The sequence below is a fragment of the Mesorhizobium sp. P3_A8 genome (genome assembly GCF_056402995.1).
This window is the reverse complement of sequence record NZ_JBFUGI010000002.1, coordinates 69,154-85,818: the sequence shown is the minus strand read 5'-3', so window position 1 is coordinate 85,818 and position 16,665 is coordinate 69,154. Positions and strand designations below refer to the sequence as shown.

At 62.8% G+C, this 16,665-nt stretch carries 10 protein-coding genes; 1 reads left to right on the top strand and 9 read right to left on the bottom strand.

From position 1 onward, the window contains the following. Positions 1-5 precede the first annotated feature (5 nt). Complete coding sequence (locus tag AC1DX4_RS04470; protein ID WP_477219186.1) at positions 6-1,160, top strand: ATP-grasp domain-containing protein; 1,155 nt, start codon at positions 6-8, stop codon at positions 1,158-1,160. Here AC1DX4_RS04470 and AC1DX4_RS04465 read toward each other — a convergent pair. The 9 genes from AC1DX4_RS04465 to AC1DX4_RS04425 all read right to left on the bottom strand — a co-directional run bounded on the left by AC1DX4_RS04465 (position 1,145) and on the right by AC1DX4_RS04425 (position 16,524). Continuing rightward, on the bottom strand, positions 1,145-2,104 hold the full coding sequence (locus AC1DX4_RS04465) for a Rieske 2Fe-2S domain-containing protein (RefSeq protein ID WP_477219185.1): 960 nt from the start codon (positions 2,102-2,104) through the stop codon (positions 1,145-1,147). The genes AC1DX4_RS04470 and AC1DX4_RS04465 overlap by 16 nt on opposite strands. Positions 2,105-2,136: 32 nt before the next feature. Further along, positions 2,137-3,288 (bottom strand): GNAT family N-acetyltransferase, encoded by a 1,152-nt coding sequence (locus AC1DX4_RS04460; RefSeq protein WP_477219184.1) that lies wholly within the window; start codon positions 3,286-3,288, stop codon positions 2,137-2,139. Next, on the bottom strand, positions 3,285-4,490 hold the full coding sequence (locus AC1DX4_RS04455) for a F390 synthetase-related protein (RefSeq protein ID WP_477219183.1): 1,206 nt from the start codon (positions 4,488-4,490) through the stop codon (positions 3,285-3,287). The genes AC1DX4_RS04460 and AC1DX4_RS04455 overlap by 4 nt, the downstream gene beginning before the upstream one ends. A 53-nt stretch (positions 4,491-4,543) precedes the next feature. After that, positions 4,544-5,368, bottom strand: a complete 825-nt coding sequence (locus tag AC1DX4_RS04450) for an MBL fold metallo-hydrolase (protein ID WP_477219182.1) — start codon at positions 5,366-5,368, stop codon at positions 4,544-4,546. After that, entirely contained in the window at positions 5,365-6,360 is a 996-nt protein-coding gene (locus AC1DX4_RS04445) for an NAD-dependent epimerase/dehydratase family protein (RefSeq protein WP_477219181.1), read from the bottom strand. The genes AC1DX4_RS04450 and AC1DX4_RS04445 overlap by 4 nt, the downstream gene beginning before the upstream one ends. After that, positions 6,360-7,349 (bottom strand): 3-oxoacyl-ACP synthase III family protein, encoded by a 990-nt coding sequence (locus tag AC1DX4_RS04440; RefSeq protein ID WP_477219180.1) that lies wholly within the window; start codon positions 7,347-7,349, stop codon positions 6,360-6,362. Before AC1DX4_RS04440 ends, AC1DX4_RS04445 begins: the two co-directional genes overlap by 1 nt. A 134-nt stretch (positions 7,350-7,483) precedes the next feature. After that, positions 7,484-8,392: a class I SAM-dependent methyltransferase gene (locus AC1DX4_RS04435; protein WP_477219179.1), complete on the bottom strand. Its 909-nt coding sequence runs from the start codon at positions 8,390-8,392 to the stop codon at positions 7,484-7,486. A gap of 196 nt (positions 8,393-8,588) precedes the next feature. Continuing rightward, entirely contained in the window at positions 8,589-10,274 is a 1,686-nt protein-coding gene (locus tag AC1DX4_RS04430) for an AMP-binding protein (protein ID WP_477219178.1), read from the bottom strand. Further along, complete coding sequence (locus tag AC1DX4_RS04425; protein ID WP_477219177.1) at positions 10,255-16,524, bottom strand: amino acid adenylation domain-containing protein; 6,270 nt, start codon at positions 16,522-16,524, stop codon at positions 10,255-10,257. Before AC1DX4_RS04425 ends, AC1DX4_RS04430 begins: the two co-directional genes overlap by 20 nt. Between the last annotated feature and the right edge of the window lie 141 nt (positions 16,525-16,665).

Here is a 16,665-nt window from a genome sequence, read left to right as displayed (position 1 = left end):
CTCTGATGCGCACGGTGCTGATCACAGGCGCACGGGCGCCGGTGGCGTTGCATCTGGCGCGGCTGCTGGATGGCGCCGGCCTGAGGGTGATCCTGGCCGACAGCCCCGCACGTCCGATTGCCGCGGCGAGCGCCGCCTGCGCTTCCTATCATCGTCTGCCGCCGCCGCGTTTTGCGCCGCTGGCTTATTTCCAGGCGGTGGCGGACCTTGTTCGCACCGAGGCGGTGCAACTGGTCATCCCGACCTGCGAAGAAATCTTCTACCTCGGCGCACTGTGGCGAGACCGGGCCATGCCGGCTCGTCTGCTCGCGCCGGACATGGAGTTGCTGACCCGGGTTCATGACAAGCACGCGTTCATCGGCTTGGCGCAAAGTTTTGGCCTTGCCGTGCCGGAAACGACGCTGCTGCGATCCGACGACGATATCGAGGCCGTTCGCGGCCGTTCGCGCGAGCTGGTGTTCAAGCCGGTCTGGTCGCGTTTTGCCAGTCATGTGTTGCTGCGGCCGCCGCCTTCCGCCCTCGATGCCATCAGCCCTTCGGCACCGGCGCCGTGGGTGGCGCAACGTTTCGTCGTCGGCGAAGAGATCAGCGCCTATGCGCTGGCGCATGACGGCAAGCTCAAGGCATTGGCGCTCTATCGTTCGCGCTACCGCGCCGGCAAGGGCGCCGGCATCTGGTTCGAACAGGTCGATGATGCCGCTGCTCGCCATTTCGTCGAAACGTTCGTTGCCGGCACCGGCTGGACCGGCCAGATTTCCTTCGACCTGATGCGGGAAAGCGACGGCACGGTGCTGCCGCTGGAGTGCAATCCGCGCGCCGTCAGCGGCCTGCACTTCTTCCGCGATCCGGAAGCCTTCACGGCTGCGTTATGCGAAGGCGCTGAAGTGAGGCCCGATGTCGGCAGACCGCAGACGGTGCGACTGGCCATGTGGGTCTATGGCCTGCCGTCAGCTCTTCGGTCAGGCCGGATCGGGAGCTTCCGTCAGGCGATGCGTGATGCGGACGAATTGCTCGACTGGCCGAACGATCCTGCGCCCAAACGGGCGCAATGGTGGGCGCTTGCCGAGATCGCGAGCAATGCGCTGCGCCAGCGCATCAGTCTGCAAGCCGCCTCGACGCGCGACATCGAATGGAACGGGCCGCTTCAAAGCTCGATCTGATACACGCGTGGCGTTGCCGCTGCCGGTGGCATTTCGCCTGCTATGATGGCCGCCATGTCGCGGCGCAGGAAATCCAGCGGGCCGATCGCCGGCGAGGCAAGGGGAGCGTGGCGTGCATTGTCGCTAGCCGATTTCAGCACCTTGCGGTCCTGTGCCAAGGCGATGTTGAACAGCGGTTTGAAGGCGAGCGCCTTGAGGTGGCCGAGCAGGCCCTGACGCGGGCCGATGAGCCAGCCGACCCCCTCGACCATGTTTTCATCCGCTTGGCGCAGATGGAACGTCGTCGCCAGCGCCAGCCCGTCCTTGCCCCAATATTCCAGTTCGGCGATGCCTGGATGGCGGAAACGGCCGATGGTTTTTGTGCGTTCACCTTCCAGCAGCCGGCTGATCAGGCCCTGCTGCCGCTCCTCGCCGGTATAGCAAGCCTCGACCCAGCCTTCGCCGCCGGTCACGTCGACACGCACAAGATGGCGCCTAGCGCTCAACCCCCGCAGCAGGCCTTTATGGGTGAAATGCGTGTGGGTTGCGTCGAGGATGTTCTCGGCCGCGTCGAGCACCGTCGATTGCGTCGAGGAACGCACGCGCCGTACAAGCACGTCCTGGCCCTGCATGCAGTGGAGATATGGCTCCGCCTCTGGCGTGCCCGCCGAGACGAAGACGATGCCATCACGCTCGATCGCGCCGTAGCGTCGCACCCGGTAGCGCGGCATCTCGCCGACATGGCCAGGAATGGCGGTGCAGAGGCCTTCGCCGTCATAGCGCCAGCCATGGTAGGGGCACTCGATCTCGCCATTGACGACCTTGCCGGTCGACAGTTCGACCAGCCGGTGAACGCAGCGGTCAAAAAGTGCCGCGATGCCCTTGTCGGAACGGAACAGCACCACCGGCGAGCCTTCGAACAGGATGCGCCTCGGTCTGGCGCCGACATCGGCTGAAAGCGCCACAGCCTGCCAAAAATCCTTTCGCGCGGCCTTATTCAAAGTTCGAATCTCCGCAGCAGCGGTATCCCGACCAGTGCCAGGACCCGCGCCATTGTCCACACCGCGAGGCGTTGGCGGCGTGGCAGATGCCCGACATAGCAGGCGTTGTACTCGATCGCCGGCACGGCGCCGCGACGGCGTTTGAAATCGGCCGCCCCGGCGCTCATGTTGAAGAACAGGCCGCGTGCCGTGGCGTGGTCCTGCGCCATTGCCATCGCCATCCGGTAGAGGCCGTCGCTGATCGGCAGGCTGGTGTCGTAGCCGACGATCGGCTGCGTCAGCGTTCCGCCGTTTTCGAACAGGCCGGTGACGGCAACCAGTTGCCCAGCTTCGTCTCGCAAGCCGGCAAGCCGCAAGATGCCGCGCCGGTGCATTTCACCGATATAGCGGGCCGTGTAGTGCGGATTGAGTGGCGTGTATTTTTGGATGTAGAGCATGCCGTAGAGCTCTTCACTCCTGACATAATCGGCCTGCGTGAAATCGTCATTGCCGGCGATACGCAACGATGTCGCGCGCAGCCGGGAACGGTCGCGCTTCATGTCGCGTGTCATCGGCGGTGCTGAACTGCGGTCGGCGAAGATGTAGACCTGACGTGCAGCGAGCATGTGAAATCCCTCCGCTTTGAGTGACGCGATGGTCGAGGGATCGGCGATGTCGTTGAGCGAGCGGATGACGATGGCGCGGTCGGGAAACCGGCTGGTCAGATCCGTGCGCATCGCCGCGATCGAGCCGCGGTCGAGCAGCGGCACCGGATTGGTCGAATAGAGCCAGTTGTTGACCTGAACCTGATGATCGAGGCCACTTGCCTTCACCAGCGGGCCACATAGGCCGATAAGCATCCGGATTGTTTTTTGCAGCCAGGGCTTTGCAGCGAAATTGCGGGTCTCGTCGATCGCATAGTCGATATAGGCGCTGGACGGGCAGCAGATGTAGCAGTTCGGCGCCTCGCTGGCGTCGTTCAACGTCAGCGGAAAGGCTCGGCCGGCGATGTCGCAAGTCTCGACGCGAACGGTCAGGTTGGCGATGAGATCGCGCACCGGCATGGCGTTGAACAATTGTGCGAAAGCGTCGACCTTGTGCAGGTCGTTCTCGACCCGGTCCGCTTGCTCCGAACTCCGCCTGGCGGCTGCTGCCACGACCCGGCTCACCTGACGGCCCCGGCAGGAAGCCGGCACTCGACACGGCGCAACTTGCGGCCGGTTTCCAGCGGCAAGGGCGAGCGCACGGGTTCGACCGCGACCCTTGCCTGGCGCGAAGCGAACAGCCCTCGCACCGCCTCTAGTGCGGCCTGTGCGGCATCCCCGGCCAGGTCGGGCTTGAGGTGCAACTCGACCGTCTCGGGCGCGGTCTGGATCAGCCGGAAGTCGTCGATGCGCCGGTCCGCCTTCAGCACGGCATTGCGCAGGATATCAGGCGTGATCAGGAGTGGCTCTTGCGCCGAAGCAAGACGGAAGGCGTCGTCCATGCGGCCAACGATTTCATCCACCACGCGCAACGGCGAGCCGCATCGGCATGGTGTGGGCGACAGGCGCAGCAGATCGTTCATCCGGTAGCGCGCCATGATCTGGGTCTGTCGGCGGAAGGCGGTGACCAGCGGCGTCACCAGGCCGTCGCCAGCCGTTTCGAACTCGAAGAAGATGGAATCCTCGGCCAGATGCAGGTTGCCTTGCCGGCAGGTGACAGCGAACAACCCCTCGGTCGCCATATAAATCTGGTCGAGCCGGCGCCCGAAGAACACTTCGATAACAGGCCGATCGACCGGATCGAGCGTCTCGGCGGCGCTGAACACACGCAGCGGCGAAAGCCGGAAGCGTTCGATCGCAAAGTGCCGCAGAATCTTGGGTGGGCCGATGACCACCGTCGGCGCGAACGCCTCGAGGGCCGCCCGCCAACGCTCCGGCCCGAGCGTCAGGTCGAAGAAGCGCAGGTCGATGCGCCTCGACTGGCGAGCGGTGTCATAAAGGCCGGTGTTTTGCGGCAGGATCACCGCCACGCGCTGCCGGCGCCAGAGCAGGTCAGGAATGGCTTTCGCCAGGATTGTCCCCAACCAGCGGTATTTCTCGGCTTCGCAGATGACGAAAAGGCCACGATTGCCCGAGGTGCCTGTGCTGGCGCCGACCGTCAGCGCGCCGAGACGGCCGTCACCAGCCGCCGCCGTCCAGGCGTCCGCAGACGACACACCGGCAATGTTGAAGCGCTCGAAATCGGCCATCAGCAATGCCTTGTCGGTCACCGGAAGGTCCCTGAGATGGTGTGGCGCCACGCCATAGAACGGCGCCAGCGGCAGGTCGCGGTCGAGCCAGCGCCGCAAGGCGCGCGCCTGCCAGCGTTCGAAGTTTTCGCGGCTCATGCGTGATGCCCACAAGGTGAGGGCAAATGAGCGGATGGCTTCGCCGAGCCCGGTCATCCACCCTCCGGTGTCAGGTCGTATGGTGTCAGCCCTGGGTCGTGGCAGAACATCACTTCGCCGCCGGCTGCCAGAAAGCGGCGCAACGCCGCGCTGGTCCGATCGATGGCGGCGAAATCCTCGGCCAGCAGGCGTGCAGGAAAGCCAGGCGTCCGGTTCTCGACCAGTGCCTTGAGCAGCCACTGCACGTCGACCGCATAGAGCAGCGGCCGATCCATTTCAGGAAACAGGAGCCCGAACTGGCCATCGGCATGGCCCGGCAGGTCGACGGCGATGACGCTGCCGTCGCCGAACAGATCGGCTCCGCCGGGAATATCGCCGCGCGGCGGGATCTGTCTCATCGCTGACAGCCCGTCGAGCCTTGTCTCGAAATCCGCCGGAAAAAGCTCGGTGAAGACGCCATGCCGCAGGTTTTGCCGGGCTGTCCGCGCCTTCAGCCGCGACCAGGCGGCATCGCTGGCGATGTAACGCGCATTGGGAAACAGTGTCAGGCCCGAGATGTGATCGGCGTGAAAATGCGTGACGATGACGGTTCTGATATCGCGTGGTGCCAGGCCAAAGCGGGCCAGGACAGACATGGGTTGCCCGGCCTCCACGAGTTCGGGCCCGAGCACGGCGCCATAGAAGCGCAGCGTGGCGCTACGCCGGGCTCCGGTGGTCACGTGCGGCGTATAGCCGGTGTCGATCAGCACCGGGCCGGCCCGCGGATGGAGGATTAGCCCGTAGCGCACGCGCAGCCGGATTTTCTGCCAGCCGCCGCCGCGCAGGATCAGTCGTTCGGCGGCGCTGACCCAGGCGCTGTTGGCGAAGACGATCTTCAAGCTGTCCCCCAGGCTTCGCGCCCCCTGGCAAACGTGCGGTCGAGCCCATCCTCGAACGGCACTTTCGGCGTCCAGCCAAGGATCCGCCTGGCTTTGGAAATATTGAGGCTCTGGGCATAGGCGAACAAGCCGAGGCCGTAACGGGTGACCGGCGGTTCGGGCCGGCGGGGCAGAAGCAGCGCCACAGCCTCCATCACGCCCGCTGCCAGCATCGCTGGTGCCAGCGGCGTTTTTCGCCATCGCGTTTTCAGCCCGGCGCGGGCGCAGGCACTATCGGCAATGTGGCGCACGGCCAGTACTTCGCCGCCCGAGATGTTGAATATCTGGCCTTCGGCGGCGCTGCCGGCCGCCAGCGCCGCGAACACCGCATCGACGACATCGTCGACATGGGTGAGATCGATGCGCGCCTGGCCGTCGCGAAACAGCGGCAGCGGCCGCCGCGCTGCTTGCAGCAGGCGTGGGAGCAGCGCTCGGTCGCCTGTTCCGTAGATACCGCGTGGCCTGAGCACGACAGGCCCTATGTCCGCCGCCGCCAGCACGATGTCTTCACCTTGCCGCTTGGTGCGGGCGTAGTGGTTGACCGGATCGGGCAAGGGGCCGTTCTCGGTGACGCAGAGCTGGTCGCGAAAAGCGAAACAGACCGAAGGGGTGGAGATCTGGACAAAACGCTGCACACCCAGCTGCCGTGCAAAATGGACGAGATTGCGGGTCGCCGTGACATTGGCGGCCTCGAAATCAGCGAGCCGGCCGAAGGGCGAAGACAGTGCTGCACAATGGACGATGGCAGCGATCTCGCCAAATCCGGCGCCGGATTTGGCATCAAACGGCTGCGACAGGTCGCGACGCATGACCGTATGGCCGGCGGCTTCGAGTGCGGCGCTTCGCCTGATATCGCGGCCTTGCGCCAACACCGGCGTGCCCGCGGCGGCCAGCCGCGCCACGACATGGCCGCCAAGAAAGCCGCTTGCGCCGGTGACGAGCACGCGTCCCATCACGCCTCCAGCGCCATGCCGCCGAAGGAGACGCCGGCCGAGGTGCCGAGGAAGAGCACCTTGGTGCCCTGCATGACGCGGCCTTGCCGGCGCGCAATATCGAGCGCGAAGGGAATGGACGCCGCGATCTGGTTGCCGTAGCGCGCTGAGATGTCGACCAGCTTCTGTGCCGCGAACCCGGTCTGTCGTGCCATGTGCGCCAACGCAAACGGGCTCGCCTGGTGCGGCACGACGAGGTCGACGTCCTCAAGCCGCCAGCCGGCACGTTGCAGGAGTTCGCCGACGAAGCCATTGAAATGGCGCGCGGTCACCCGAAACAGCTCCTTGCCGTCCATGTGAAAGAGCGCATGGCGGGAAAACTCCTCCGGCTGGTGGTGGAAGTCGAAGCGGGTGCCGCCGGCCCCGATGCTACAAGCCTCGTAAGCCGATGGATAGGTGCGCATGAGATTGGCCAGCACCTTACCCTCTCCGGGCGCCGCCTTGCGCAGCACCGCGGCGGCCGCACCGTCGCCGAACAGGGCGGCGATTTCAGGCTGTTCTTTCCAGGGCAGGGCGCGTGAGGCAATCTCCGCCGAAAACACCAGCGCGGTTTCGCTTTGCCCGGCCTCAATCATCCGGGCGGCGGTTTCGAAAGCGGTGAGGAAGCCAAGGCAGGTGCTGTTGACGTCGAAAGCTGCGGCCGAGCCATCGGCCAGCCCCAGGCGCTGCATCACCAGCGGCGCCGTCGAAGGCAGTGGCTGGTACGGCACGCCACATCCGCCGATGATGAGGTCGACCGCATCGGGCTCTATCCCGGCATCAGCCAGCGCCAGGCGCGCTGCCGTGCAGGCCAGATCGACCTGCGATTCGGTCTCGCAGACATAGCGCTCGATGACACCGGTGGCGGCCTCGATCTGGCCTTGGCCAAGTCTCAGCCGCTCGTCGAGGTCGCGCGATGTCAAGCATAGCGCAGGCACCGCGCGCCCGGTTCCAACGATCTTGATCCGCATGCCCAGCCGCCCAGTGAGTTGCGATTCCCAACTCATAATTCGGACCGATGGTAACAGTGAGGCGGAGTGTTAGACAGGGCGGTGCGGTTTCCTGGCAGCGAGCCGCCTGGCCAAATAAGTGCCAGCCTACGGCGTCATCGCGCGAAGCGACGTTTGATCCGATCAATCTGCTTGCGTATGCGGGCGGAAGCACGCTGGGTCATGCTGGACATTTTGGCGTTCAGCTGGCCTGACTTTCGCATGCGCTCAATCTCCTCGACCAAACGGGAATTGTCGGAGCGCAGGCGCTTCATTTCGGCACGGATTTCCGGAAAATGCACCTTGGCTATATGGGACCATAATTCTCGTTGCGACCGCTCGAGGTAAGTCGCTCGGTCCAATCCATGAGGTTGGAGTTCATCCTGGACTGCGGGAGCGAGCCTGCCAAGGCCCATCACGGCCACGGTGTCTGGAAGGAAGACGGTCCCATGCGCGACGCCGAGATGATCGAGGAAGCGCTCCGCATTGAAGATCGCGTCCGCGATCAGATTGGCGTCGTGGAAGCAAACGATGCAGTCCGGCTGTGTAAGCGCCAGGACGCCGATAAAGTCCGAAAAGCAGGCTCGATTTGTATGCACTCCATCGATAAACGCGAGCGTAGCCTTGAGTTCGACCGCCCCAGGAGCCAATGCGGAGACGTCGCTCTCGATCGTGGTCAGTTTTGCCATTGCGGAGCGAGGCAGCCGTTCCGACAGCACCGCGATCATCCGGGCCGTTGAGTTCTGGGGATAGCGGATAAACTCGGCGCGTTCGTCCGGCAGCGCCGCGGGCCGTGGATCGACCGAAACCGCCGCCTCACAGGCCGGATCGATCAGATGCGGCAACAGGCTTCCGCCGACATGCGAGCCGACCTCAAGGTAGACGTAGCGGCCGAGAACGGATCGGGCCAAGTTCTGCACCCGGAGAAAACTGGCCCGGTCATTGACCGTACTCTGAGTTTCGACCTGGAAAACGGCAATATCGAGCGTCCCGATCATGCCCAGTGCTTGGTCGGCAGTCAGCATCCGGGGACTCCCTTGCGTGGAGATTGTGCGTCAGTTGCACGGTGCCGTCGGGCGGACCTCTGCAAAAATGTTTGCCCTAACGTCGCCCTTCGGCTGGACACCTGCACAGCATATTTCGATTCGAAATCGGGACGAAAGCCTGATCGCAAGGCGACGCTATACAGGCGGCGGTATGGCCATTCGGGCTTTCCCAGTGTCATCTGTTGCGACTGAAAAGCCGACGCCACATCTTGCTGGGTTCCGCAGCCCGCTCGTCTGCTTTGGCATCAGGCGATCGCATGGGCTGGTTGTTTTCGATAGATCCGTCGCGCGGCTTCAGTTCTTGCAGGCGCTGTTGCAGCCAAGACTTGTCCGGCTTGCCGGTCGCGGTCAGCGGCAGCGACTGAATCTCATGGATTCGGGCCGGAATCTTCCATGACGGCAAGATCGACCGCAACCCGGCCCTCAGAACGTCAGGCTGAAAGGATGTATTCTCCTTCATGACGACGAACGCCGCGAGGTAGTGCGCGTCCTGGCGAAGCTCGGTGACGACAACGGCTTCCCTCACTGTCGCAAGAGCCATAAAGGCCTTTTCGATCTCGCTTATCTCGACGCGATAGCCGCGAATTTTGACTTGATCATCGCGTCGCCCCAGGAATTCGAAACTGCCGTCGTCAGACAGACGTCCCATGTCGCCGGTGTAGAAAAGGTGCTGGCCGGGAAAGTCGGTCGCCGGGCGGAAACGCTTTGCCGTTTCGGATGGCTGTCGCCAGTAGCCATCCGCCAGAAACGCGCTGCGCACGACGAGTTCTCCCATGCTGCCCTCGTCGACCTCTCGTCCATCCTCATCGACGACCATAAGGAACTTGTCGGTCACCGGGCGGGGCGGCGGCACTGTGTCTGGGGGAAGTGTTTCACCTCCAGCCACCGATGCGACGGCAATGTGACCGGCCTCGGTGGAGGAAAACCGATGGCGCAGTGCGCAGGACACTGCGAAGTGGCGGCGCCACCGCTCGAGATCCGAAGCAATGACCGTTTGGCCGGCAAGCGCCACCAGCCTGATGGATGGATGCAGGCCCGAGCCTTCGATCATGTCCAGATACTTGCGAAACAGCATGACGGGCGGGTGCAGAAGGGTGATGCTGCGCTCATCGATCCACGCGCCCATGTCACCCAGACCACGCGATCCGACATCGTAGAGTTCCAGCGCCGCGCCGTTCAGAAGCGCCCCGAAAAGGTCTGCTTCCGACGAAGCGAAACTGCAATATGTCAGAAGGGACTGCCGGTCTGCCGGCGTCACCTGGTCGTCTTGCGCGCAGAGCGAGGCCCGATGCAGCACCATCCGATGGCTTTTCACCACCCCCTTCGGCTGGCCGGTGCTTCCCGAAGTGTAGAAGATCGCGGCCGGGTCGCCGGGCTTGACCGCGACATGCAGGGCATCCGCGGAATAGTCAGCGCCGATGGCGTCTAGCCGAAGAACCTGATTTTTGTCACCGACAAGGTCATGTGCAGCTTGTGCCCACAACGCGTTGGTCAGCATCAAATCCGGTGCTGCATCGCGAATGATGTCCCGCTGGGCGGCAGCCGGCGTTCCAGGATGGATGCAAAGGAAAGCCTTGGCTGCCTTGAGTGCCGCAAGTGCACAGATGATCATATCAGGCGAGTGATCGACCAGATAGGCCACGCATCCGTCCCCGGTTGGTGTGTTCGCCAAGATTGCTCGAGCCACCTGGTTGGTGCGCCGGTCAAGCTCGCTGTAGGTCCATTGTTGCTTGCCGCCGCCGATCGCGACCCGCGAGCCGCATGCGCGCGCGATCTTTGCGAAACGCGTCGGGATGCCGTGATTAAGTTCGTCACGACCGAATGCGGTTGCGTCTTGTTTTCTAGCCATGGCTTTCGGCAAGCCGGCTTTCCATCACGACATCCAGTTCGGTTTTCAGGCCTGCCTTGCGCCCATAGCTGACGAGCGCCCTGTAGGTGGACGAGCGGAGCCGCACCCCTTCCTTCAGGCTGCGCTGACGGTTGCGCAATTCCATCTCGCCGGGGATCAGGATTTCGTCGGTATCGGCGGCGCGTTCGCTGTTCTTGGTCTGCTCGATCAGCCTGTCGACGCGCGCCGTGAAGTCAGCTGTCGCCATGAACCGTTGCGGGTCGAGCGCCATGAAGAAATGGCCATAGTCCGGCGCCGCCGAACCATCGTGCAGCCTGTCCCGATGGTGGTCGTTGCCGAAACCGGCGCCGCTGAGCACGCCGGCAAGCACTTCCATCACCAGCGCAAGGCCGTACCCTTTATGGCCGCCGATAGGCACGCCCAGCCCGGCGGCGAGATCGCCAAGATCGGTCGAGGGGCGTCCGTTACTGTCGAGGATCCAACCCGCCGGCAACGGATTGCCCTCGGCGACCGACAGCCCGATCTTGCCGCGTGGTGCAACGCTCATGGCGACGTCGAGCAGGATGGGAAAATACCGGTCCGCCGGAATGCCGACACCGAGCGGATTGTTGCCGAATGTAGGCGTTACGCCACCCGTCGGCGCCAGTATCAACGGTCCATTTGTTGTGCAGAGACCGACCAGACCCTTGGTGGCTGCCTGCCAGACATAGTGGCCGGCGGCGCCGAAATGGTTGGAACAGCGCACACTGACGATGCCGACACCATGGTTGTGTGCCTTCTGGATGGCGAGGTCCATTGCCACGGTGCTGACCCACTGGCCCGGTCCATTGTCGCCGTCGATCCGCGCGATGGTGTCGCTCTCATGCTCGACCTTGATCTGCGGGCAAGGGTTGAGCTTGCCCGAAGCAACCCTTGAGGCGTAACGCGGGATACTCACCATGTCATGCGTTGGCTGACCACGCAGACTGGCTTCAAGTTGCACATCGGTGACGATTTCGGCACCCTTGAGATCCAGCCCCGCCCGTGTCAGCGCCTCGCGGCCATAGGCACGAAGGCTTTCGATGGTCACCAAGGTGGTCGATTTGGCGGGGGAGGTCGCTGCACTGGCGATCTGGCCTTGCTTCACCCCCGCCAGGGCACACGCCAGTTCACGGATCGTCTGATGCTGGTAGAGTTGACGCAGGTCGACGTCCATACCGGCCTTGCCGGCTTCGACGACGATGCTGATGCTCAACATCGAGTTGCCGCCGAGGTCGAAGAAATTGTCGTGAGGGCCGACATCGTCCAACTGCAGAACGGTTTTCCAGATCTTTGTCAGCACGGTTTCGGCCGCGGCCTGAACGGGGGCCTCTGCCCGATTGAACGGAAGCGTCACGACATTAGACTGTCTCGGCACATTTGGCTGTCTTGCCAGCAAAGCCCCGCGGTCGATCTTTCCGTTCGGCGAGCGGGGCAGATGCTGCAGCATCATGATGCGCTGCGGCAGCATGTAGTCCGGTAATTTTTGCTTCAGAAACTCGCGCAACTGCCGAGAAAACGCTGGTGTTTCGGTTGTACCTGGTTCGTTGGCGGCAACGAAAGCCACCAGGCGTTTGTGTTCGTCGGTAGCATCCTCGGAGGCATCGGCCGTGACGCCGACGACACATTCGCGAACCTCAGGATGCAGAAGAAGCGCGGCCTCGATCTCGCCCGGCTCGATGCGGAAGCCACGAATCTTGATTTGATGGTCGACGCGGCCCAGGATCTCGATTGTCCCATCGGGCCGATAACGGGCCAGATCTCCGGTTCGCTGAAGCCACTCACCTCGATCGAAGCGGAATGGATTTCGGATGAAGTTGCTTGCCGTGCGCTCGGGATCGTTGATGTAGCCGCGCCCTATGCCGGCACCACCGACATACAATTCGCCGCCGATGCCGGCCGGAACGGGTCGGTGTAACGCATCCAGAACATAGATTTGCGTATTGGCGATCGGCTTACCAATAGGCACGATTGCCACTGGATCATCGCTCGCTGCAATTGGATGAACGGTGACGATCCCTGTCGTTTCCGTCTGGCCGAACATGTTGATGAATGTCACCTGCGGCCGGCACAGACACCGCCATTTTTCGATCAGGGCACTGGGTAAGGGCTCACTTGCTGAAAGCATGAGCCGGACCTGATTGTCGAGCAGATCTGCGCGTTTGGCGTGATCGAGCGACATCAACGCCTGCAGGCAACCCGCCGAGAAGGATGGAACAAAATCCAGGATCGAGACGCGCTGTTGGCGCACCGTTTCGAAAAGCGATCGAGGATCACGGATTTCTTCAATTGAGGCGATCGATACCGCCGCGCCACACGAGAGCGGAACGGCAAACTGCCGTATCGAAGACGAGAATGAAAACGACGCGGTGTGCAGGTAGATATCGTCCGCACGCACCCCCAGCGCGAGAGCCATTGTTTGCGCGTAGTGGCCGACATTTGCGTGGGTGATCATCGCGCCCTTGGGCGCGCCGCTGGAGCCCGACGTATAGAGCACATAGGCGAGAGCATCCGGTTCGGTAACAACCGCTGGATTGCTTTCGTCTTCTTGGACGAGGGATGCCTCGCAAGTGTCGATGCAAATGATCTCGGTCGCCGCGGACACGTCCCGCACTCTCGTCAACAGCGATGTCGTGGTCACGAGCCGTATCACGCCGGCATCGCGTAGCATGAAGCCAATGCGTTCGGGCGGATGGTGCGGGTCGAGGGGCAGGAATGCGCCGCCGGCTTTCCACGCACCAAGCATCACCGCAAGCATGTCAGCCGATCGTGGCAGGCAGATGCCCACCAGCGTGTCTTGGACGACGCCCTGCCGGCGGAAATATCGCCCCAGCCTGTTGGCACGCTGATTGAGCTCACGAAACGTCAACTGCCCGTCATGGGTCAGAACAGCCACGGCGTCGGGCGTCCGTTCGACCTGCGCTTCGAACAGCTCGACGTAGTTTTGCCCCAGGAGTTCGGGAGCTTCGGTGGCGTTCCATCCGGTCACGATCTGATCTCGGTCGATCTCCGACAAAAGCGCGAGCTCCGACAGCTTTTGATCGGCGTCGGCCGAAATGCCTTCAAGCAAGGTCTGGAAGTGTCGTGCCAGCTGCTCTATGGCCGTCAACTCGTACAGATCGGCATTGAACTGCCAGGTGGCCGACATCCCTTCGGGAGTTTCCGACAGATACAGGGTGAGGTCGAACTTGGCGGTTACCTTGTCGGTGCGCACGGGCCGGGCAGTCAGCCCTTGTGCAACGTCGAAGGATGGTCCCGCCGGCTGTTCCGTCAGCTCCGGCATGTTCTGGAATGCGAACATGACCTGGAACAACGGCGTATAGCTGGGATCTCGCGGCAGCTTCAGCCGCTCCACAATGTGCTCGAGCGAGACGTTCTGATGCGCGTACGCGTCAAGCGCTGTCTTCCGGACACGGCTGAGCAAATCGGCAAAGGACGGATCACCGCCAAGCGATGTCCGCAGAACCAGCGTATCGGCGAAGAACCCGATCAGTCTCTCAAGGTCCTTGCTGGGGCGGTTTGCAAGCGGTGTACCGACGACGCAATCGTCTTGCCCGTTGTAGCGGAACAGCAATGTCTTGAAGGCGGCCAGCACAGTCATGAACAGGGTCACGTTTCGGCTTCGACTGAGCGCCTTCAGCCGATCCGTGGTCTGGCGGTCAATCGTGGCATCCAGCGTGGCGCCCCGGAAGGATTGGTTGGCAGGCCTCCGCCGATCGGCGGGCAGCGTGAAGAGGGGAGGAAGAGCGGACAGCTGATCGATCCAGTAGGCTGTCTGCTGACCGGCCTCGGCAGTTTCGACACGCTGCTGTTGCCAGGCGGCATAGTCGCCATATTGAAACGGCAGGTCGTCCAATGGCGAAGGTCTGTTGTCGTGAAAGGCTTGATAGAGCTGCTTCAGCTCGGTGTGCAGGATACTGGTCGACCAGCCGTCGAACACGATGTGGTGGATCGTCAAAAGCAGCATGTGGTCGTCGGTCGCCAGCCGGATCAACCTGGCGCGGAACAGTGGGCCTTGCTCCAGATCGAATGGTTCGGCTGCCTCTTGACTGGCGATGTGCATTGCATCGGCCAGGCTCTCTCCTGCCGGGTGCGAGGTCAGATCGGTCACAGCCAGTCTGGTTGCCTCAAAGTCGGAAACCAGTTGCACCGGCAAGCTGCCACGCATGTGAAAAGTCGTGCGCAAGATCTGATGGCGCCTGCGAATTTCATCGAGGGCCAACGTTAAGGCGTGTTCGTCGAGCTCGCCCTTCAGCCGCAGCGGGACTGACATGTTGTAGGCGCCACCGGCCCCCATCCGGTCCAGGAAATAGACCCGCTGCTGTGATGACGAGAGCGGTCGAGGCGCGTCGTCCTGGTGACGGGAAATGGCTGGTGGCTTGGCGTCTGGTGCCTGGCTCGTCTCTTGTTCCAGCCGCCCTTTGCCATCCGCCACCAGATCGGCCATCGCTTCGCCGATGCGCTGCGAAAGCCTGGCGACGGTAGTGTTTACGAACAGGCAATCGATCGGCAATTTGATCTGGAATATCCGGTGCAGCCGGCCGAGCACCTGCATGGCTGTCAGTGAATGGCCGCCAAGGTCGAAGAAATCGTCATAAATGCCAAGAGCTTCGATTCCCAACACCTCGGAAAAAACCGCCGCTACCCGGCGTTGGGTGGCGGTTCGGGCAGCCGCGTTGGCGGTCTCCTGCAGATCGCGTCCAGTATCGTCTTCTTTCCCAGCGAGCATCGCGGCCAGGTGGCCGCGATTGAGCTTCCCGCCGGCAGCGCCGGGGATCGCATCCACAACCACGATCCGCTGTGGCACTTTCGAGCGCGCCAGCCGCTCCGCGACGAAGCTGCGGATTTGCCGGGCCGAAGCGTTCTCGTGGCCCGGCTTGAGAACGATTGCAGCAGCTACGGTCTCGCCAAGCATCGTGTGCTCAATGCCGAAAACGACCGCTTGGTCGATCGACGGATGTTGCAGCAGCACCTGCTCCACCAGCGCCGGCGCAATTTTCTCACCACCGCGATTGATGATGTCCTTCAGGCGGCCGGAGATGAACAGGTAGCCGTCGGCATCGAGATGGCCACGGTCGCCTGTCCGCAGCCATCCATCGGCAAAGGCTGTCTGGTTGGCCGAGGGGTCTCCATCATAGCCATGCATGACGCCAGGCCCGCGAATGGCCACTTCGCCATTCTCGCCGGCGGCCAGGACCGCCCCGCTCTCATCCATGATGGCAATGTCGGGACCCGCGGCTTTGCCAACGGAGCCAGGTTTGCGTTGGAACGGCGGAAGCCGATTGCTCGCAATCTGCGGCCCTGCTTCGGTCATGCCATACGCTTCGACGAACGGCACGCCAAACGCGGTTTCGACATCCAGGATCAGCTGTGCCGGCATTGGCGCCGAAGCCGAGCGAATGAAGCGCAAGCTGCTCTGGCGCGGATCTCCTGCATGGAGATGGATCTGATCGAGGACAGTCCGATGAACGGTCGGTGAAGCCGAATACCAGCTCGGTCTGAACTCCTCGAGATTGCCGAAAAAGGCGTCGGCCGAGAAGCCCTCCATGCTGATGTAGCTGCCGCCTGAAACCAGTGATGCCAGAAGGCCGCTGATGCCATGGATGTGGAACAATGGCATTACACCCAGGCAGCGGTCGGCCTGGGTGAGGCCCAACACTGTGTGGATATTCCGGGCCGAGACGCAGAGATTTCGATGAGTCAGCGGTACCAGCTTGGCTTGCGCCGACGTACCCGAGGTGAACAACAGCAGGGCGATATCGTCTGGCGCAGGTGCCTTCTTCCGTGTTGCTGCGGGCTGATCGTCGGCTCCGCCGTCACCAGTCAGCGAGAACAGCCCGGCTGCCGCGTCAGCTTTTGCGTGCAGTCGCAGGATGCGCATGTTCAGCGACGCTGCCACGGCAAGCACCGGCGATCGCCAGCCATCCGGCACGATCAGCACCTTGGCTCGCAAGGCGTTGAGCTGCTGACCAAGTTCATGCTCGGACCAGGCTGGATTCAGGGGCGTGTATGCCGCATTGGCTGCGATCGCCACGATCGCCACGGCAGCTTCCGCGCCGGGTGGCAGCAGCGAAGCCACCCGATCCGAAGTCTCGACGCCTTCCGCTGCAAGCCGCTCACCGACATAACGGATATGACGTCCTAGCCCCTCATAGGTGAGAGGCGAACGTCGTGCGGCCACAAGGGCCGACGATTGCGAATTCTGTCCCGCATGCCGATCCACATGGTCACGTATCGTGTCCATCAGATCACGCTCCGGGATCGAAATTGTGTAACCACCGATCAATCCAAGGGAGCACCAAGCCCGGATCATTGAGTGCTTGCTGACAACCTGGATGTCAATGTGTGGGCCGGGCAAAACGCAGGCATAATAGGGGTATTTGGC

Excerpts from the sequence above, each read along its gene's own strand:
- AC1DX4_RS04470 (WP_477219186.1), top strand. The coding sequence starts at position 6 with ATGCGCACGGTGCTGATCACAGGCGCACGGGCGCCGGTGGCGTTGCAT.
- AC1DX4_RS04455 (WP_477219183.1), bottom strand. The coding sequence starts at position 4,490 with ATGAGCCGCGAAAACTTCGAACGCTGGCAGGCGCGCGCCTTGCGGCGC.
- AC1DX4_RS04445 (WP_477219181.1), bottom strand. The coding sequence starts at position 6,360 with ATGGGACGCGTGCTCGTCACCGGCGCAAGCGGCTTTCTTGGCGGCCAT.
- AC1DX4_RS04440 (WP_477219180.1), bottom strand. The coding sequence starts at position 7,349 with ATGCGGATCAAGATCGTTGGAACCGGGCGCGCGGTGCCTGCGCTATGC.
- AC1DX4_RS04435 (WP_477219179.1), bottom strand. The coding sequence starts at position 8,392 with ATGCTGACTGCCGACCAAGCACTGGGCATGATCGGGACGCTCGATATT.
- AC1DX4_RS04425 (WP_477219177.1), bottom strand. The coding sequence starts at position 16,524 with ATGGACACGATACGTGACCATGTGGATCGGCATGCGGGACAGAATTCG.